General features: G+C 67.9%; 12 protein-coding genes. 10 read left to right on the forward strand and 2 right to left on the reverse strand.

Annotation, left to right across the window (positions count from 1 at the left end):
• Positions 1-18 precede the first annotated feature (18 nt).
• Positions 19-684: a trimeric intracellular cation channel family protein gene (locus BLS42_RS00745; protein ID WP_090574959.1), complete on the reverse strand. Its 666-nt coding sequence runs from the start codon at positions 682-684 to the stop codon at positions 19-21.
• A gap of 61 nt (positions 685-745) precedes the next feature.
• Here BLS42_RS00745 and BLS42_RS00750 point away from each other — a divergent pair, with 61 nt between their 5' ends.
• From BLS42_RS00750 to BLS42_RS00785, 8 genes are all read left to right on the forward strand, one after another.
• A complete protein-coding gene (locus tag BLS42_RS00750; protein ID WP_090574962.1) occupies positions 746-1,492 on the forward strand; it encodes a sirohydrochlorin chelatase in 747 nt (248 codons plus the stop codon).
• A gap of 131 nt (positions 1,493-1,623) precedes the next feature.
• On the forward strand, positions 1,624-3,369 hold the full coding sequence (locus BLS42_RS00755) for a nitrite/sulfite reductase (protein ID WP_090574965.1): 1,746 nt from the start codon (positions 1,624-1,626) through the stop codon (positions 3,367-3,369).
• Entirely contained in the window at positions 3,366-4,076 is a 711-nt protein-coding gene (locus BLS42_RS00760) for a phosphoadenylyl-sulfate reductase (protein WP_090574968.1), read from the forward strand. Before BLS42_RS00755 ends, BLS42_RS00760 begins: the two co-directional genes overlap by 4 nt.
• Positions 4,073-5,140 carry a sulfate adenylyltransferase subunit CysD gene (gene cysD / locus BLS42_RS00765; RefSeq protein WP_256336155.1) on the forward strand — a complete coding sequence of 356 codons (1,068 nt, stop codon included), beginning with the start codon at positions 4,073-4,075 and terminating at the stop codon, positions 5,138-5,140. Before BLS42_RS00760 ends, cysD begins: the two co-directional genes overlap by 4 nt.
• Positions 5,140-6,564, forward strand: a complete 1,425-nt coding sequence (locus tag BLS42_RS00770) for a sulfate adenylyltransferase subunit 1 (protein ID WP_090574971.1) — start codon at positions 5,140-5,142, stop codon at positions 6,562-6,564. The genes cysD and BLS42_RS00770 overlap by 1 nt, the downstream gene beginning before the upstream one ends.
• A 284-nt stretch (positions 6,565-6,848) precedes the next feature.
• A complete protein-coding gene (locus BLS42_RS00775; RefSeq protein ID WP_090574974.1) occupies positions 6,849-8,027 on the forward strand; it encodes an ABC transporter substrate-binding protein in 1,179 nt (392 codons plus the stop codon).
• A 44-nt stretch (positions 8,028-8,071) separates the two neighbouring features.
• Positions 8,072-8,797, forward strand: coding sequence for an ABC transporter ATP-binding protein (locus tag BLS42_RS00780; RefSeq protein WP_090574977.1), 726 nt, complete (start codon positions 8,072-8,074; stop codon positions 8,795-8,797).
• Positions 8,787-9,725 carry an ABC transporter permease gene (locus BLS42_RS00785; protein WP_090574980.1) on the forward strand — a complete coding sequence of 313 codons (939 nt, stop codon included), beginning with the start codon at positions 8,787-8,789 and terminating at the stop codon, positions 9,723-9,725. Before BLS42_RS00780 ends, BLS42_RS00785 begins: the two co-directional genes overlap by 11 nt.
• 98 nt (positions 9,726-9,823) lie before the next feature.
• Here the strand turns inward: BLS42_RS00785 and BLS42_RS00790 are convergent, their stop codons facing one another.
• Positions 9,824-11,908 carry an alanine and proline-rich secreted protein Apa gene (locus BLS42_RS00790; RefSeq protein WP_256336157.1) on the reverse strand — a complete coding sequence of 695 codons (2,085 nt, stop codon included), beginning with the start codon at positions 11,906-11,908 and terminating at the stop codon, positions 9,824-9,826.
• Between the two features lie 283 nt (positions 11,909-12,191).
• Between BLS42_RS00790 and BLS42_RS00795 the strand changes: the two genes are divergently transcribed.
• Both BLS42_RS00795 and cobA read left to right on the forward strand, forming a co-directional pair.
• A complete protein-coding gene (locus BLS42_RS00795; protein WP_090574983.1) occupies positions 12,192-12,488 on the forward strand; it encodes a putative quinol monooxygenase in 297 nt (98 codons plus the stop codon).
• A 213-nt stretch (positions 12,489-12,701) separates the two neighbouring features.
• Entirely contained in the window at positions 12,702-13,988 is a 1,287-nt protein-coding gene (gene cobA / locus BLS42_RS00800; RefSeq protein ID WP_090574985.1) for a uroporphyrinogen-III C-methyltransferase, read from the forward strand.
• The last annotated feature ends 62 nt before the right edge of the window (positions 13,989-14,050 follow it).

Raw genomic sequence — 14,050 nt, forward strand, 5'->3', positions numbered from 1 at the left:
TCTTATCCTAGCTAATCCCTAGCGGTCGTTTTCCGCCGTGTCCAGGCCCAGCCGGTGCCAGCCGCGCACCGCCAGCGGAACGTACCAGTGGCGCCGCCAGGCCGTGACCCGGAAGGCGAAGACGATCCCGGCGACGGCGCAGGCAGTCACCGCGGTAAAGGTCCCCGTGAGGGACAGGATCACGGTCGATACGGACCCGGCGAACGCCGGCAGCGCGTACAGATCCTTGGGGTCGAAGAGCTGCGGCACCTCGTTGGCGGTGATATCCCGCAGCAGGCCGCCGCCCACCGCCGTCGTGACACCCAGCAGGACGGCGGCCACGGGATTCATCCCGGCCGCCTGGGCCTTCAGGGTGCCGGTGATGCAGAACAGGGCCAGCCCGCCGGCGTCGAACAGGATCAGCAGCGAAGTGAAGCGCTGGACGCTGGAGAACAGGAAATACACCAGCACTGTGGCGAGGAGGGGCGGCGCCAAATACCCCGGGTTGGTGAACGCGGCGGGCGGGCCCGCGCTGATGATGATGTCACGGATGACACCGCCGCCAAGGCTGACCACAGAGGCCAGGAGCAGCGAGCCAATGATGTCGAACTGCTTCCGCGCCGCGAGCAGCGAGCCGGAGACCGCAAAGAAGAAGACGCCGGCCAGGTCAAGCCAGACCAGGACAATGCTGAAGGAGAAGGTCATGAAGCGTCCCGGTCGATAACAAGGGGGCGGATAGGGCGGCTCCAAGGTTACGCTAACGGCTATGAATAGCCCCATCCTGATCGCCTGCGCCCATGGCACGTCGAGCCCGCACGGGGCCGCGGAGGTCAACGCGCTCCGGGACGGCATCGCGGGGCTCCGTCCCGGGCTGGACGTCCGCGAGGCCTACGTCGACGTGCAGGACCCGGACCTGCCGGCCGTCGTGACAGGCCTTCCGGAAGGGGAAACCGCCGTCGTGGTTCCGCTGCTGCTGAGCGTCGGCTACCACGTCAAGGTGGACATCGCCCGGGCCGTGAAGAGCCGGCCGGACACTCTTGCCGCGGCGCCGCTGGGGCCGGATCCGCGGCTCGCTGCGCTGCTGGATCAGCGGCTGCGCGAGGCCGGGGTGACGGACAACGACGCCGTCGTCCTCGCCGCCGCCGGCTCCTCCGACCCCAGCGCCGCACAGAATGTCGAGGAACTCACGGACCAGCTCCGTGCGCTGCGTTCCAACCGGATCGTGGCCGGCTACGGCGCCTCCGCCAAGCCCTCGGTTCCCGACGCCGTCGCCATGCTCCGCGAGGAGGCCGCCGGCGGTGCCGGTGCGGGGGAGTCGGCCGGTGCGGTGGACCTGGGCGGCCGCGTGGTCATCGCCTCCTATCTCCTGGCGCCCGGCTTCTTCCATGATCAGTTGGCCAAGGCCGGCGCGGACCTTGTGACGGCCCCGCTCCTGCCCTCGCCGGTCCTCGCCGAAATTGCCCTGGAACGCTACGACGCCGCGCTGGCCGCAGCCCCACAACACCGGCCCTGACGGCCCCCGTAACTGCACAGCCGCGTGGCTACTTCAAGGCTTTCCGGCGGTTCGTGACGAAATATTTCCCTAGGTGACTCCCCGTTTCTGAACCTTTGTGACGGCATTACGGCCGCCCCTACAGTCGATGCATGACTGATACAGCTCTAGCCGGAGCGTCCACGGACGAGGCTGCCGCCGGCCGCACCAAACGCCCCTCCCGTCCGGCCGCAAAGCCGCACGGGCAGTGGAAAGTGGACGGCACCACGCCGCTGAACGCCAACGAGACCTGGAAACAGGAAGACAACGGCCTCAACGTCCGCGAGCGTATCGAGTCCGTCTACTCCAAGCACGGCTTTGACTCGATCGACGGCACCGACCTGCACGGCCGCTTCCGCTGGTGGGGCCTGTACACCCAGCGCAAACCCGGGATCGACGGCGGCAAGACCGCCACCCTTGAGCCGCACGAACTCGAAGACAAATACTTCATGCTCCGTGTGAGGATCGACGGCGGAGCGCTCACCACCGAGCAGCTGCGCGTCATCGGCCAGATCTCCGTGGACTTTGCCCGCGACTCGGCCGACCTCACGGACCGCCAGAACATCCAGCTGCACTGGATCCGGGTGGAAGACATGCCCGAGATCTGGCGCCGGCTCGAGGGCGTGGGGCTGTCCACCACGGAAGCCTGCGGCGACGTCCCCCGCGTCATCCTCGGCTCCCCGGTTGCGGGCATCGCCAAAGACGAGATCATCGACCCCACGCCGCTGATCCAGGAACTCGCCGAACGGTTCATCGGTGACCCGGAACTTGCCAACCTGCCGCGCAAATTCAAGACCGCCATCACCGGCCACCCCAGCCAGGACGTGGTGCACGAGATCAACGACGTCGCCCTGGTGGGCCTGGTCCACCCCGAACTCGGCATCGGCTACGACCTCTGGGTGGGCGGCGCCCTCTCCACCAACCCGATGCTGGGCAAGCGCCTCGGCGCCTTCGTCCGGCCGGACCAGGCCGCCGACGTGTGGCTCGGCGTCACCAGCATTTTCCGCGACTACGGCTACCGGCGCATGCGCACCAAGGCCCGCCTGAAGTTCCTGCTGGCCGACTGGGGACCGGTGAAATTCCGCCAGGTCCTCGAGGACGAATACCTCGGCTACAAGCTCTCCGACGGCCCCGCCGCGCCCAAGCCGTCCACGCCCGGCGACCACATCGGCGTGCACGAACAGAGGGACGGCAAGTTCTTCATCGGCGCCACACCACTGGCCGGCCGCCTCTCCGGCGGCCAGCTGGTCAAACTCGCGGACACCCTGGAAGCCCGCGGCTCACAGCGCCTGCGCACCACCCCGCACCAGAAGCTCGTAGTGCTCGATGTGCCCAAGGACGAGGTGGACCCGCTCGTGGCCGAGCTCGACGCCCTGGGCCTGTCCGCCCGGCCGTCCGTGTTCCGCCGCGGCACCATCGCCTGCACCGGCATCGAGTTCTGCAAGCTCGCCATCGTGGAAACGAAGGTCACGGCGGCGACGGCGGTTGCCGAGCTCGAGCGCCGCCTGGCCGACCTCGCCGAGAGCAAGCAGCTGCCCCAGGCGCTGTCCCTGCACATCAACGGCTGCCCCAACTCCTGCGCCCGGATCCAGACGGCGGACATCGGCCTCAAGGGCATGATGCTGCCGACGCCCGACGGCGACCCCACCCCGGGCTTCCAGGTCCACCTCGGCGGCGGGCTGGCGTCCGACAGCCGCGAGGAGGCAGGCCTCGGCCGCACCGTCCGCGGCCTGAAGGTCACGGCCGGCGAGTTGCCCGACTACGTGGAACGCGTGGTCCGGAAGTTCGTCGCCGACCGCTCCGAGGGCCAAAGCTTCGCCGAGTGGGCATTCGCCGCGGAGGAGGGTGATCTCCAGTGACGGTTGCGCTCCGATCCCACGACGAGCTCAAGGCCCTCGCCGAGGCCGGCGCCGCCGAGCTCGGCTGGGACGCCCCCGCCCGCGATGTCATCGCCTGGGTGGCCCGCAATTTCGAGCTGCCCGCGGTCGCCGTCGCCTGCTCCATGGCGGACGCCGTCCTGCCGGCGCTTGTCGCGGACCAGCTCCCCGGCGTCGACGTCCTGTTCCTGGAGACCGGCTACCACTTCCCGGAGACGCACGCGACGCGCGACGAGGTGGCGGCCAACCTGCGTGTCAACGTGGTGGACGTGCTGCCGGAGAACACCGTGGAGCAGCAGGACCGGCTCCTGGGCAAGGACCTCTTTACCCGCGACCCCGCCCAGTGCTGCGCCCTGCGCAAAGTGGCTCCGCTGCGCCGCACCCTGGCCGGCTACGAGCTCTGGTTCACGGGAGTCCGCCGCGACGAGGCGCCCACCCGCACCAACACGCCGCTGATCACCTGGGACGAGGCCAATGGCCTGGTCAAGGTCAACCCGGTGGCGGCCTGGACCTTCGACCAGCTGGTGCAGTACTCCGACGACAATCTTCTTCCCGTCAACCCGCTGCTTTCACAGGGCTACCCGTCCATTGGCTGCCAGCCTTGCACCCGCAAGGTGGCGCCCGGCGATGACCCCCGCGCCGGACGCTGGGCAGGAACCGACAAGACAGAATGCGGACTACACGTATGAGAACTCAAATCACCAACGAGGACCTGGAGCTGTCGGTGCTGGACAATGACTCAGCTGAGACGCCGATTGCCGCCCAGGGAGTGGCATCGGGCCTGTCGGAGCCGCGCGCTGGGCTGATCGAAGATCAGCCGCGCGGCGCAGGGGCGGGGGCGGCAATCGGCGTCGCAGGTTCACGCCTTTCCAGCTTGGACACGCTCGAGTCCGAGGCCATTCACATCATCCGCGAGGTTGTTGCCGAGTTCGAGAAGCCTGCGCTGCTGTTCTCCGGCGGCAAGGATTCCGTGGTGATGCTGCACCTGGCCACCAAGGCCTTCTGGCCTGGCAAGGTGCCCTTCCCGGTGCTGCACGTGGACACCGGCCACAACTTCCCCGAGGTCATCGACTTCCGTGACCGCACCGTGGAACGGCTGGGCCTGAAGCTGGTTGTCGGCTCTGTCCAGGAGTTCATTGACTCGGGTGAGCTGGCCGAGCGTGCCGACGGCACCCGCAACCCGCTGCAGACCGTCCCGCTGCTAGATGCGATCCAGCGCAACAAGTTCGATGCCGTCTTCGGCGGCGGGCGCCGGGACGAGGACAAGGCCCGGGCCAAGGAACGGATCCTGAGCCTGCGCGACGAGTTCGGCCAGTGGGACCCCCGCAACCAGCGGCCCGAGCTGTGGAACCTCTACAACGGCCGGCACACCGTGGGCCAGCACGTCCGGGCCTTCCCGATCAGCAACTGGACCGAACTGGATGTGTGGCGTTACATCGAGCGCGAGAACATCGAGCTGCCGGGCCTGTACTACGCCCACGACCGCGAAGTCTTTGCCCGCGACGGCATGTGGCGCGCCGTTGGCGAAGTCTCCCAGCCGCGCGAACACGAGGAAGTCATCACCAAGACCGTCCGCTACCGGACCGTCGGAGACATGTCCTGCACCGGCGCTGTGGAATCGGCCGCCGCCACCGTGCGCGACGTCGTCATCGAGGTTGCCGCCTCGACCATCACCGAACGTGGCGCCACCCGGGCCGATGACCGCATCTCCGAGGCCGCCATGGAAGACCGCAAGAAGGACGGCTATTTCTAATGAGCACGGAAACGTTTCTCCCGGGCCCGGACCTCGTTGCCGCGGCGCTGCCCACCACGCTGTTCCGCTTCGCTACGGCAGGCTCCGTCGACGACGGCAAGTCCACGTTGGTGGGCCGCCTCCTGCACGACTCGAAGGCGATCCTTGCCGACCAGCTTGACGCCGTCGCCCGCACCTCCGCGGACCGAGGGTTCGGCGGCGAAGGGGCCACCGGCACAAAAGCGATCGACCTCGCCCTGCTGACCGACGGCCTGCGCGCGGAGCGCGAGCAGGGCATCACCATCGATGTCGCCTACCGCTACTTCGCCACGGACCGCCGCAGCTTCATCCTCGCCGACTGCCCCGGGCACGTGCAGTACACCAAGAACACGGTGACCGGTGCGTCCACCGCGGACGCCGTCGTCGTGCTCATCGACGCCCGCAAGGGTGTTCTGGAGCAGACGCGCCGGCACTTGTCGGTGCTGCAGCTGCTGCGCGTGGCGCACGTGATTGTGGCCGTGAACAAGATCGACCTCGTGGACTTCCGCGAGGACGTGTTCCGCGAGATCGAGGCGGACGTCCAGCAGGTCGGCCGCGAGCTCGGGCTGGGTTCCGACGGGGTCGCAGATCTCCGGGTCATCCCCGTGTCCGCCCTCGACGGTGACAACGTGGTCGACGCCTCGGAGCGCACCCCGTGGTACGACGGCCCGGCGCTGCTGGAAGTCCTCGAAACACTGCCGGCTGCGGACGAACTCGAGAGCCACCTGGAGAGCTTCCGTTTCCCGGTCCAGCTGGTGGTCCGGCCGCAGGGGGCGCTCGCGCCCGACGCGATCGCCGGCGGGCTCGACGCCGAGGCGTACCGGGACTACCGCGCTTACGCCGGCCAGATCACTGAGGGCTCCGTGAAGGTGGGGGACCAGGTCAGCATCCTGACGCCGGGCCAAGCCCCGCGCAGGACCACCGTGACCGGCATCGACTTTGCCGGAGACGAGCTCACCGAGGCCGTGGCCCCGCAGTCCGTGGCCTTGCGCCTGGCGGATGAGTTCGACGTCGCCCGCGGTGACACGATCGCGGCCGCGGGGACCATCCGGGAGGCTTCGGCCGATTTGTATGCTGCGCTCTGCTGGCTCTCACCCAAGCCGCTCCGGGAGGGCACCAAGGTCCTGGTCAAGCACGGCACCCGCACGGTCCAGGCGCTGGTCCGGAACGTGACGGGCAAGCTGGACCTCGCCAGCTTCGGCCTGGAGCCGACCACCACCCTGGAACTCAACGACATCGGGCACGCGCAGCTTCGGCTGGCCGCGCCGCTTCCGCTGGAGAACTACCTGCACCACCGCCGCACCGGGGCGTTCCTGGTGATCGACCCGCTCGACGGCAACACCCTCGCCGCGGGCCTGGTCAACGACCACCCCGGCGACCACGAGGACGAGCGCTACTCGATCTAGGCCACGTGTCACACGGGCGCAGCTTGTTTCCCGGTCGGTCGCCCTGTGCGGCGGTCCGGGAAACAAGCTGCCGTCTTTTGGGGCCGAATGTGACGCTGCGTGAACCCGCGTGACCCCCGGTTTCCGGGCCGTTGAACGGCGAATATGACACTCCCTATGGTGAATGAATGAAGACAAAGGAACGGTTCCCCGGCCTCCCCCGCAGGGACTTCCAGGGGCGATGTCGCCGGCGCTGACCATCCCGCCCGGCCCTTTCGCACGCACCCGAGAACAGGACTTCACCCATGTCACGCACCCCCGAAAACCCCGAGCCCGGCACGCAGCCCGGTACCACCCGGATCGTCGCTGGCGAGACCGGCAAACCCAAACGCAGGCGCACCCTGGAGATCGCCCTCGTCGCAGGGCTGGTGCTCCTGATCGGCGCCGGCGCAGCCGTGGCCTCCTCGCTGTCCCGCAGCCCGGAAACCGCCCCGGCGGCGGCCGCGGCGGACACCGGCCCGGCCACCGAGCTCAGGCTCGGCTACTTTGGCAACATCACCCACGGCCCGGCCCTGGTGGGTGTCAACAAGGGGTTCGTCGCCAAGGAACTCGGCCAGACCAAGCTCAGCACACAGGTCTTCAACGCCGGCCCAGCCGCGATCGAGGCCCTCAACGCCGGCGCCATTGACGCCACCTACATCGGCCCCAACCCGGCCATCAACTCCTATGTCAAGAGCCACGGCGAGTCGATCAGCATCATCGCCGGCGCCACGGCTGGCGGAGCGCAGCTGGTGGTCAAGCCCGGCATCAACTCGGCGGCCGACCTCAAGGGCAAGACGCTCGCGTCGCCTCAGCTCGGCGGCACCCAGGACGTGGCGCTCCGGGCCTGGCTCGGCAAGCAGGGGTTCAAGACCTCCACGGACGGCAGCGGCGACGTCGCGATCAACCCGACCGAGAACGCCCAGACCCTGAAGCTGTTCCAGGACGGCAAGCTCGACGGCGCGTGGCTGCCGGAGCCCTGGGCCTCCCGCCTGGTGCTCCAGGCCGGCGCGAAGGTCCTGGTCGACGAGAAGGACCTGTGGAAGAAGGGCGAGTTCGTCACCACCATCCTGATCGTCAACAAGAAGTTCGCGGCCGAGCACCCCGCCACCGTAAAGGCGCTCCTCAAGGGCCATGTTGAATCCGTGGCCTGGCTCAACGCGGCGTCCGCCGCCGAGAAGGCCACCGTCCTCAATGCCGGACTCAAGGCAGCCGCCGGCAAGGCGTTGCCGGCCGACGTGATCGACCGGTCCCTGAAGAACATTGTCTTCACCACCGACCCGCTAGCCGGGACGTACAAGAAACTGCTCCAGGACGGCGTCGACGCCGGCACCACCAAGCAGGCCGACATCAACGGCATCTTCGACCTCACAGCCCTCAACAGTGTCCTGGGGGAGAGTGCGGCCGGCAAGAAGATCTCCGCCGAAGGGCTTGGCAGGGACTAGCTCCTTGGCTTCCAGCCATCCGCCACAACAGTAAGGACCAGACCATGCCAGTCGTACTGGAAAACCTGGGCAAGCGCTTCGGCGACGGCGCCCCGGTACTGGACGACGTCAACGCCACCATCGAGCAGGGCGAGTTCGTCGCCCTGCTCGGTGCGTCCGGCTGCGGCAAGTCCACCCTGCTCAACATCATGGCGGGACTGGACGCCCCGACGTCGGGCGCCCTTGAAGTGCCCAGCGACGGCGCCGCCTTCATGTTCCAGGACGCGGCACTGTTTCCTTGGCTGACCGCGCGGGAGAACATCGAGCTGGCCCTAAAGCTGCGCGGTGTCGGGAAAGCCGACCGAAGGGTCCGGGCGGGGGAGTTGCTGGAGCTGGTGCACCTGGGCGAGGCGGGGGACAAACGGCCCCACGAACTCTCCGGCGGGATGCGCCAGCGTGTGTCCTTGGCCCGGTCGCTGGCCCAGGACCGGCAGCTGCTCCTCATGGACGAGCCGTTCGCGGCCCTGGACGCGATCACGCGGGACCTGCTCCATGACGAGCTCGAACGTATCTGGAAGGAAACCGGCCGGACCATCGTCTTCGTCACCCACAACGTCCGCGAGGCCGTCCGGCTTGGCCAACGGGTGCTGTTGCTCTCCTCCCGGCCCGGCCGCGTGGTGCGGGAATGGCACGTCAGCGAAGAACACCGCACCGACGCCGGATTGGCCGGCCAGCTCACCGGCGAAATCACCGCCCGGCTACGCGAGGAGATCCGCCGCCATGCCAAGTAACCAACTTCCCGTGGCGGAAGCCCCGGCCGAGACCCGCAAGGTCACCGCGGCGCTGACCCGTTCCTCCACCGGCAAGGAAGACCTGCGCGAGCTCGAGGCGGGCCTCGATTCCCTGCAGTCCGACTCCATCCGCAAGGTCCGCATCGACTGGAGCCGGATCCTGCTGCCGGTGGCTGCGCTCGCGGTGCTGGTCATCCTCTGGCAGTTGTACGTGTCCCTTGGCTTCAAGCGGCGCGACATCGTGCCCGGCCCGCTGGATGTCATCGGCCAGATCGGAACCCTGTGGGGCGAGGGCACGCTGCAGGAGGCTGTCTGGACCTCGCTGCAGCGCGGCGTCGTGGGCTTCCTGATCAGTGTGGTCATCGCGACTCCGGTGGGGCTCCTCCTGGCCCAGGTGACACCGTTGCGCCGGGCCTTCGGTCCACTGATTTCCGGGCTGCAGGTCCTGCCGTCCGTGGCCTGGGTGCCGGCAGCCATCCTCTGGTTCGGCCTCACCGACGCCACGGTGTATTTCGTCGTCTTCATGGGAGCAATTCCCTCGATTATCAACGGCCTGATCTCTGGTGTGGACCAGATTCCCCCGCAGTACCGCAGCGTCGGAAAGGTCCTGGGTGCGTCCCGGCTTCAGCTGGCCCTGCAGATCATCCTGCCGGCGGCCCTGCCCGGGTACCTCGGCGGCCTCAAGCAGGGGTGGGCGTTCTCGTGGCGCTCGCTGATGGCAGCGGAAATCATCGCCGTGGGCGGCACGATCGGCTTTGGGCTCGGCTCCATGCTGAATCAGGGCCGTGACCTGTCCGACATGACCATCGCGATGTCCGCCATCCTGCTGATCCTCGCCGTCGGCATCCTGATCGAACTGCTCGTCTTCGCCCCGATCGAAAAGCGGCTGCTCCGCCGTCGGGGCCTCCTCTCCGGCAGCACCCGCTAGGTCCCCATCGCCCCAAGCAACGCGGGGTCGGCGTCAGACAGCAGCAGGGCCCGACGGCGGGAATCGCCGTCGGGCCCTGCTGTCGTGCTCGTGAGGTACTAGCGGCGCGTCAAGGTGCCGCAGTCGCTGACTTCGAAGGCCCTTGTTCCGGCCGGGATTGTGACGATGGTCCAGGCCGCGCCGAAGTAGTTGTCAATGATGTCGTCCAATGCACCCCGGAAACCGCTGAGCGTGGCCCAGTAGCAGGAGTCTCCGGCGCTGTATCCGTAGTACGTTCCGGGCAGGATGTCGATGCCGACTCGGTATGTGCCATCGGTCGTGATCCGAGTGGACTTGGCCCCGGTGGAAGGGACGGTGGTCCACGAGCCGCAGCCGTCGGACTTGAACCCGACGTCTCCCGGGAGGATCTGGGCGTATGTCCGGGCCGTTCCAAAGTAGTTGGCATTGATCTGACTCAGGCTGCCGGAGAATCCACTGACAGCCTCCCAGTAGCATCCGCTGCCGGTCCCCGTTGCCTTGTACAGCCCCGGCTTGATCTGGGTTCCGACCCGATACGTGCCGTCACCACGAAGGACCGTCACCGGCCAAACAGGCACTTTCAGGGCCGGGCTCATGGTGACCCGGGTGTCCGAGTAGATCCGGCTGGCAGACACACGGACCGTGATGGAGCGGCCGTTGTCCGCGGCATTGAGACGGTAGGTGCGGTAGCGGGCGCCGGAGATCGCGGCGCCGTTGCGGTACCACTGGTAGGCGTAGGCCGACGGTGCCGGCGCGTAGGTGCCGACGTTGGCCGTCAGGATCGAGCCCCGAGACGTTGCCCCGGTGACCCTGGGGGCTGACTTCAACGTGATTACTGCCTTGCCCACGGAGATTGCCCGAGTGGTGGCCGAGCGGGTCGTGTATCCGGCCTTGGAGACTGTGACCCTTACGTTCACCCGGGCGCCGATGTAGCCGCTGTTAAGGTACAGGGCGGAACCGGTCCCGCCCCTGACAGCGACTCCGTTCCGGTACCACTGGTACCGGATGGTTGAACCGGCAGTCCACCCCTGAGAAACCTTCACCGTTTGTCCGTAGCGGTGGGTTCCGACTACCGTCAGCGACCTGGTGGCCACGATGGTCCCGGCAGCAATCGAGCGGGCAGCCGAGTAGCGGTCCAGCGTTGTGTAGCCGGACTTGGATGCACGCACCCTCACCTTGAGCGTCTTCCGGTAGTCGAGTGCAGTGGTGGTGTAGGCGCGGCTGACTGCGCCAACGATGGCTGCCGTTCCGCGGTACCACTGGTAGGACAGCGTGGCACCGGTCGGCGCCCACGTGCCCGCATTGGCGGTCTGCAGCTGGCCCACCTTGGCGACACCGCTGACCGTCGGTACCGGCGCCGACGCGAAGCTTCCCTTCCCACCGGTGACTTGAGCAGAAGTCAACATCACTGAGGTGAATCCCGGCGCGGAGAGCGTCACCTTGGCCCAGAGCTTCTGGGCGTCATCGGCGGCAGTCACCGTGTAGCTCGGCCCGGTCGCACCAGTGATGGAACCAGCTCCGCGGTACCACTGGTAGCCGATTGCGGCACCCTGGACCGGAGTGTTGCTCCACGTCGGTACGCTGAGCGACAACGTCTGCCCGACGACGGGTTTCCCAGCTACGGCGTTGCTCCAGCTGACCGCCACGAAGGTTCCCGGACGAACCGTTACCGGCGAGGCGGCCAGCTGGGTGCCGGGCCCCTGGGCCTCCAGCGACGCCAGCACCGTTAGCTGGACCGTCTTGCCTGTCATGGACGGATCAATGCGAAGCACGTCAGCGTCGCCAACCGCGTGGTCGGCCGCTTGAACTGTGACACCGTCGACGATCCAGCTGTACTTGATCCAGCCGGCGCCGTTCCACTGGCCGCCCGTCGAGGTGAGAGTGCCACCTACAACAGGGTCACCCTCAATAACCGGCGGGCTGACGTTTTCCGGAGCGGCGGGCGTTACTTCCACCGGCGGTGCTTCGGTAGGCGGGTCGACTGGTGCCGGTGCTTCGGTAGGCGGGTCGACCGGTGCCGGTACCTCGGTGGCCGGGCCCACAGGTGCAGGTGCCGGCTGTTCGGCGATAGTGTCTGTTTCCATCGGCAGCGCCTGTGCTGCCGGAGCCATCAGAAGACCGGCGAGCAGTGCGATGCTCCCGGCTGTGGCTACTGCCCTGGTCATACGGCCAGGGCGCGCCCGAGTACGGACGTTTTCGTGCAGAGACAACGAAGTCCCCTTCCCCCATGTTGAGACTGACCGGAGAGCCCGGCCGGAGTAAATTGTATGGCTTATCACACCCGGTAAGTGTGCGGGGTCTTGCCGGAACACAAAATGCCCGACGGCGATGCTGGCCGTCGGGCTTTCTACTGTTCGCTGGCGGCCCCTTGTTCCGCCGAAACCGCGTGCCTAGACTCACCACAAGGCCGGCGTTCGGCCCCATCCCACAACTGTTCAGGAGGTAGCCGTGGCACCGAAATTTGGCTTGCTGGCTCTGGTCGAGGCCAAGCCGGGGAAGGAACAGGAAGTTTGGGACTTCCTCAACGGAGGCCGCGAGATAGTGCTCACCGAGCCGGGCACGAGGACCTGGTACGCGTTCCGGGTCAACGAGAACACCTTCGGCATTTTCGACACTTTTGACACCGAGGAGGACCGGCAGGCCCACCTCAACGGGGCCATTCCAGCCGCCCTCGGCCAACACGGTCCGTCCCTGCTCGCCAAGGATCCGGACATCCGGCCGATCGAACTCATCGCCGTGAAGTAGGCCGAGACCTGTGCTCCCTGCGGGGCGGGGGCACATTGACACGGACGCGCCGTCATTCTGGCCCGAGATAACTGTTCCAGGCGTCAAAGTGCCCCCGGACCGCTCCCAGCCTGCGCACATATGCCCGCCAATTATGTGACGCGGCATTACCTTGCGTGAACGGGTGTTTCCGCACCGTTGTTCCGCCATGTGACGCCGCCCTATCGTCGATGCATGGCAATTCAGGACATTTACCCCACGGCGCTGCGCCTCCTCGGCCGTCCCGTGCTGGTGGTTGGCGGCGGGCCCGTGGCCGCGCGGCGCGCCAAGGGACTGCTCGACGCCGGAGCCCGCGTCACCGTCGTCGCCCCCGCCGCCTGCCCGGCGCTGTCCGACCTCGCCGACGCCGGCCTCCTCACCTGGGAGCCGCGCACCTACCGCGCGTCCGACGTGGACGCCGTCTGGTTCGTCCAGACCGCCACAGGCGACGCCGCCGTGGATGCCCAGGTGGCCGCCGACGCCGAGGCGCAGCGCATCTGGTGCGTCAACGCCTCCGACCACGAAGCTTCCGCCGCCTGGACGCCCGCCGTCGCGGTGGTGGACGACGTCAAGATTGCCGTCAACGCCGGGGGAGACCCGCGCCGTGCCATGGCCCTGCGGGACGCCGTCGCCACCGCCCTGGAAACCGGAGACCTGCCGCTGCGCCGGCACCGTGGTTCCGGCACAGGTGCAGCCACGGGCTCGGTGGCCCTCGTGGGCGGCGGACCGGGCGACACCGGACTTATCACCGTCCGCGGCCGCCGGCTCCTGGGCCAGGCCGACGTCGTGGTGGCGGACCGGCTCGGCCCGCGTGAACTCCTGGCCGAGTTGGCCCCCGACGTCCGCGTGATCGAGGTCGGCAAGACCCCCGGCCACCATCCGGTGCCGCAGTCCGAGATCAACCGGATCCTGGTCGACGAGGCCCTGCAGGGCCACCGCGTGGTCCGGCTCAAGGGCGGCGACCCGTACGTCCTGGGCCGCGGCGGCGAGGAAGCCGAATTCTGCCGGCAGCACGGCGTCGAGGTCGAAGTGGTTCCCGGCGTCACCTCGGCCATTTCCGTCCCGGCCGCCGCCGGCATCCCGGTCACACATCGCGGGCTCGCCAAGGGCTTCAGCGTGGTCACCGGCCACGAGGAACTCTCCGAAGTCCCCGCCCGTGCCGACCACACTGTGATCCTGCTCATGGGCGTGGGCCAGCTGCGCGATTCCGCAGCCTCCCTGGCCCGCGCCGGTTTGCCTCAGGGGACGCCTGTTGGCATCGTAGAGAATGGATACCTGCCGAACCAGCGGGTGACCATCGGAACTCTCGGGACCATTGCGGACCAGGCGGAGGCCGTCGGCGTCGCGAACCCCGCCGTGATCGTGATCGGCGACGTGGTCCGCGTCAGCCCGTTCGCGCCGTCGCACTTCAAGACCGCGGACTACAGCACCACCGCCCCGAACGCTCCCCGTACCACCAAGACCCGTGTACTGACCCCCTAACACCCGTCGATTGCTCCACAACTGCCGTTATCAAGCCTCAAAAGGGCGTTTGTGGAGCAACG

The organism is Arthrobacter sp. ov407 (genome assembly GCF_900102895.1).
GTDB lineage: Bacteria > Actinomycetota > Actinomycetes > Actinomycetales > Micrococcaceae > Arthrobacter.

Bases quoted from the DNA above. Each gene is read 5' to 3' on its own strand.
- BLS42_RS00770 (WP_090574971.1), top strand. From the start codon at position 5,140: ATGAGCACGGAAACGTTTCTCCCGGGCCCGGACCTCGTTGCCGCGGCG.
- BLS42_RS00785 (WP_090574980.1), top strand. From the start codon at position 8,787: ATGCCAAGTAACCAACTTCCCGTGGCGGAAGCCCCGGCCGAGACCCGC.
- BLS42_RS00750 (WP_090574962.1), top strand. From the start codon at position 746: ATGAATAGCCCCATCCTGATCGCCTGCGCCCATGGCACGTCGAGCCCG.
- BLS42_RS00745 (WP_090574959.1), bottom strand. From the start codon at position 684: ATGACCTTCTCCTTCAGCATTGTCCTGGTCTGGCTTGACCTGGCCGGC.
- cysD (WP_256336155.1), top strand. From the start codon at position 4,073: ATGAGAACTCAAATCACCAACGAGGACCTGGAGCTGTCGGTGCTGGAC.
- BLS42_RS00775 (WP_090574974.1), top strand. From the start codon at position 6,849: ATGTCACGCACCCCCGAAAACCCCGAGCCCGGCACGCAGCCCGGTACC.
- BLS42_RS00790 (WP_256336157.1), bottom strand. From the start codon at position 11,908: ATGACCAGGGCAGTAGCCACAGCCGGGAGCATCGCACTGCTCGCCGGT.
- BLS42_RS00755 (WP_090574965.1), top strand. From the start codon at position 1,624: ATGACTGATACAGCTCTAGCCGGAGCGTCCACGGACGAGGCTGCCGCC.
- cobA (WP_090574985.1), top strand. From the start codon at position 12,702: ATGGCAATTCAGGACATTTACCCCACGGCGCTGCGCCTCCTCGGCCGT.
- BLS42_RS00780 (WP_090574977.1), top strand. From the start codon at position 8,072: ATGCCAGTCGTACTGGAAAACCTGGGCAAGCGCTTCGGCGACGGCGCC.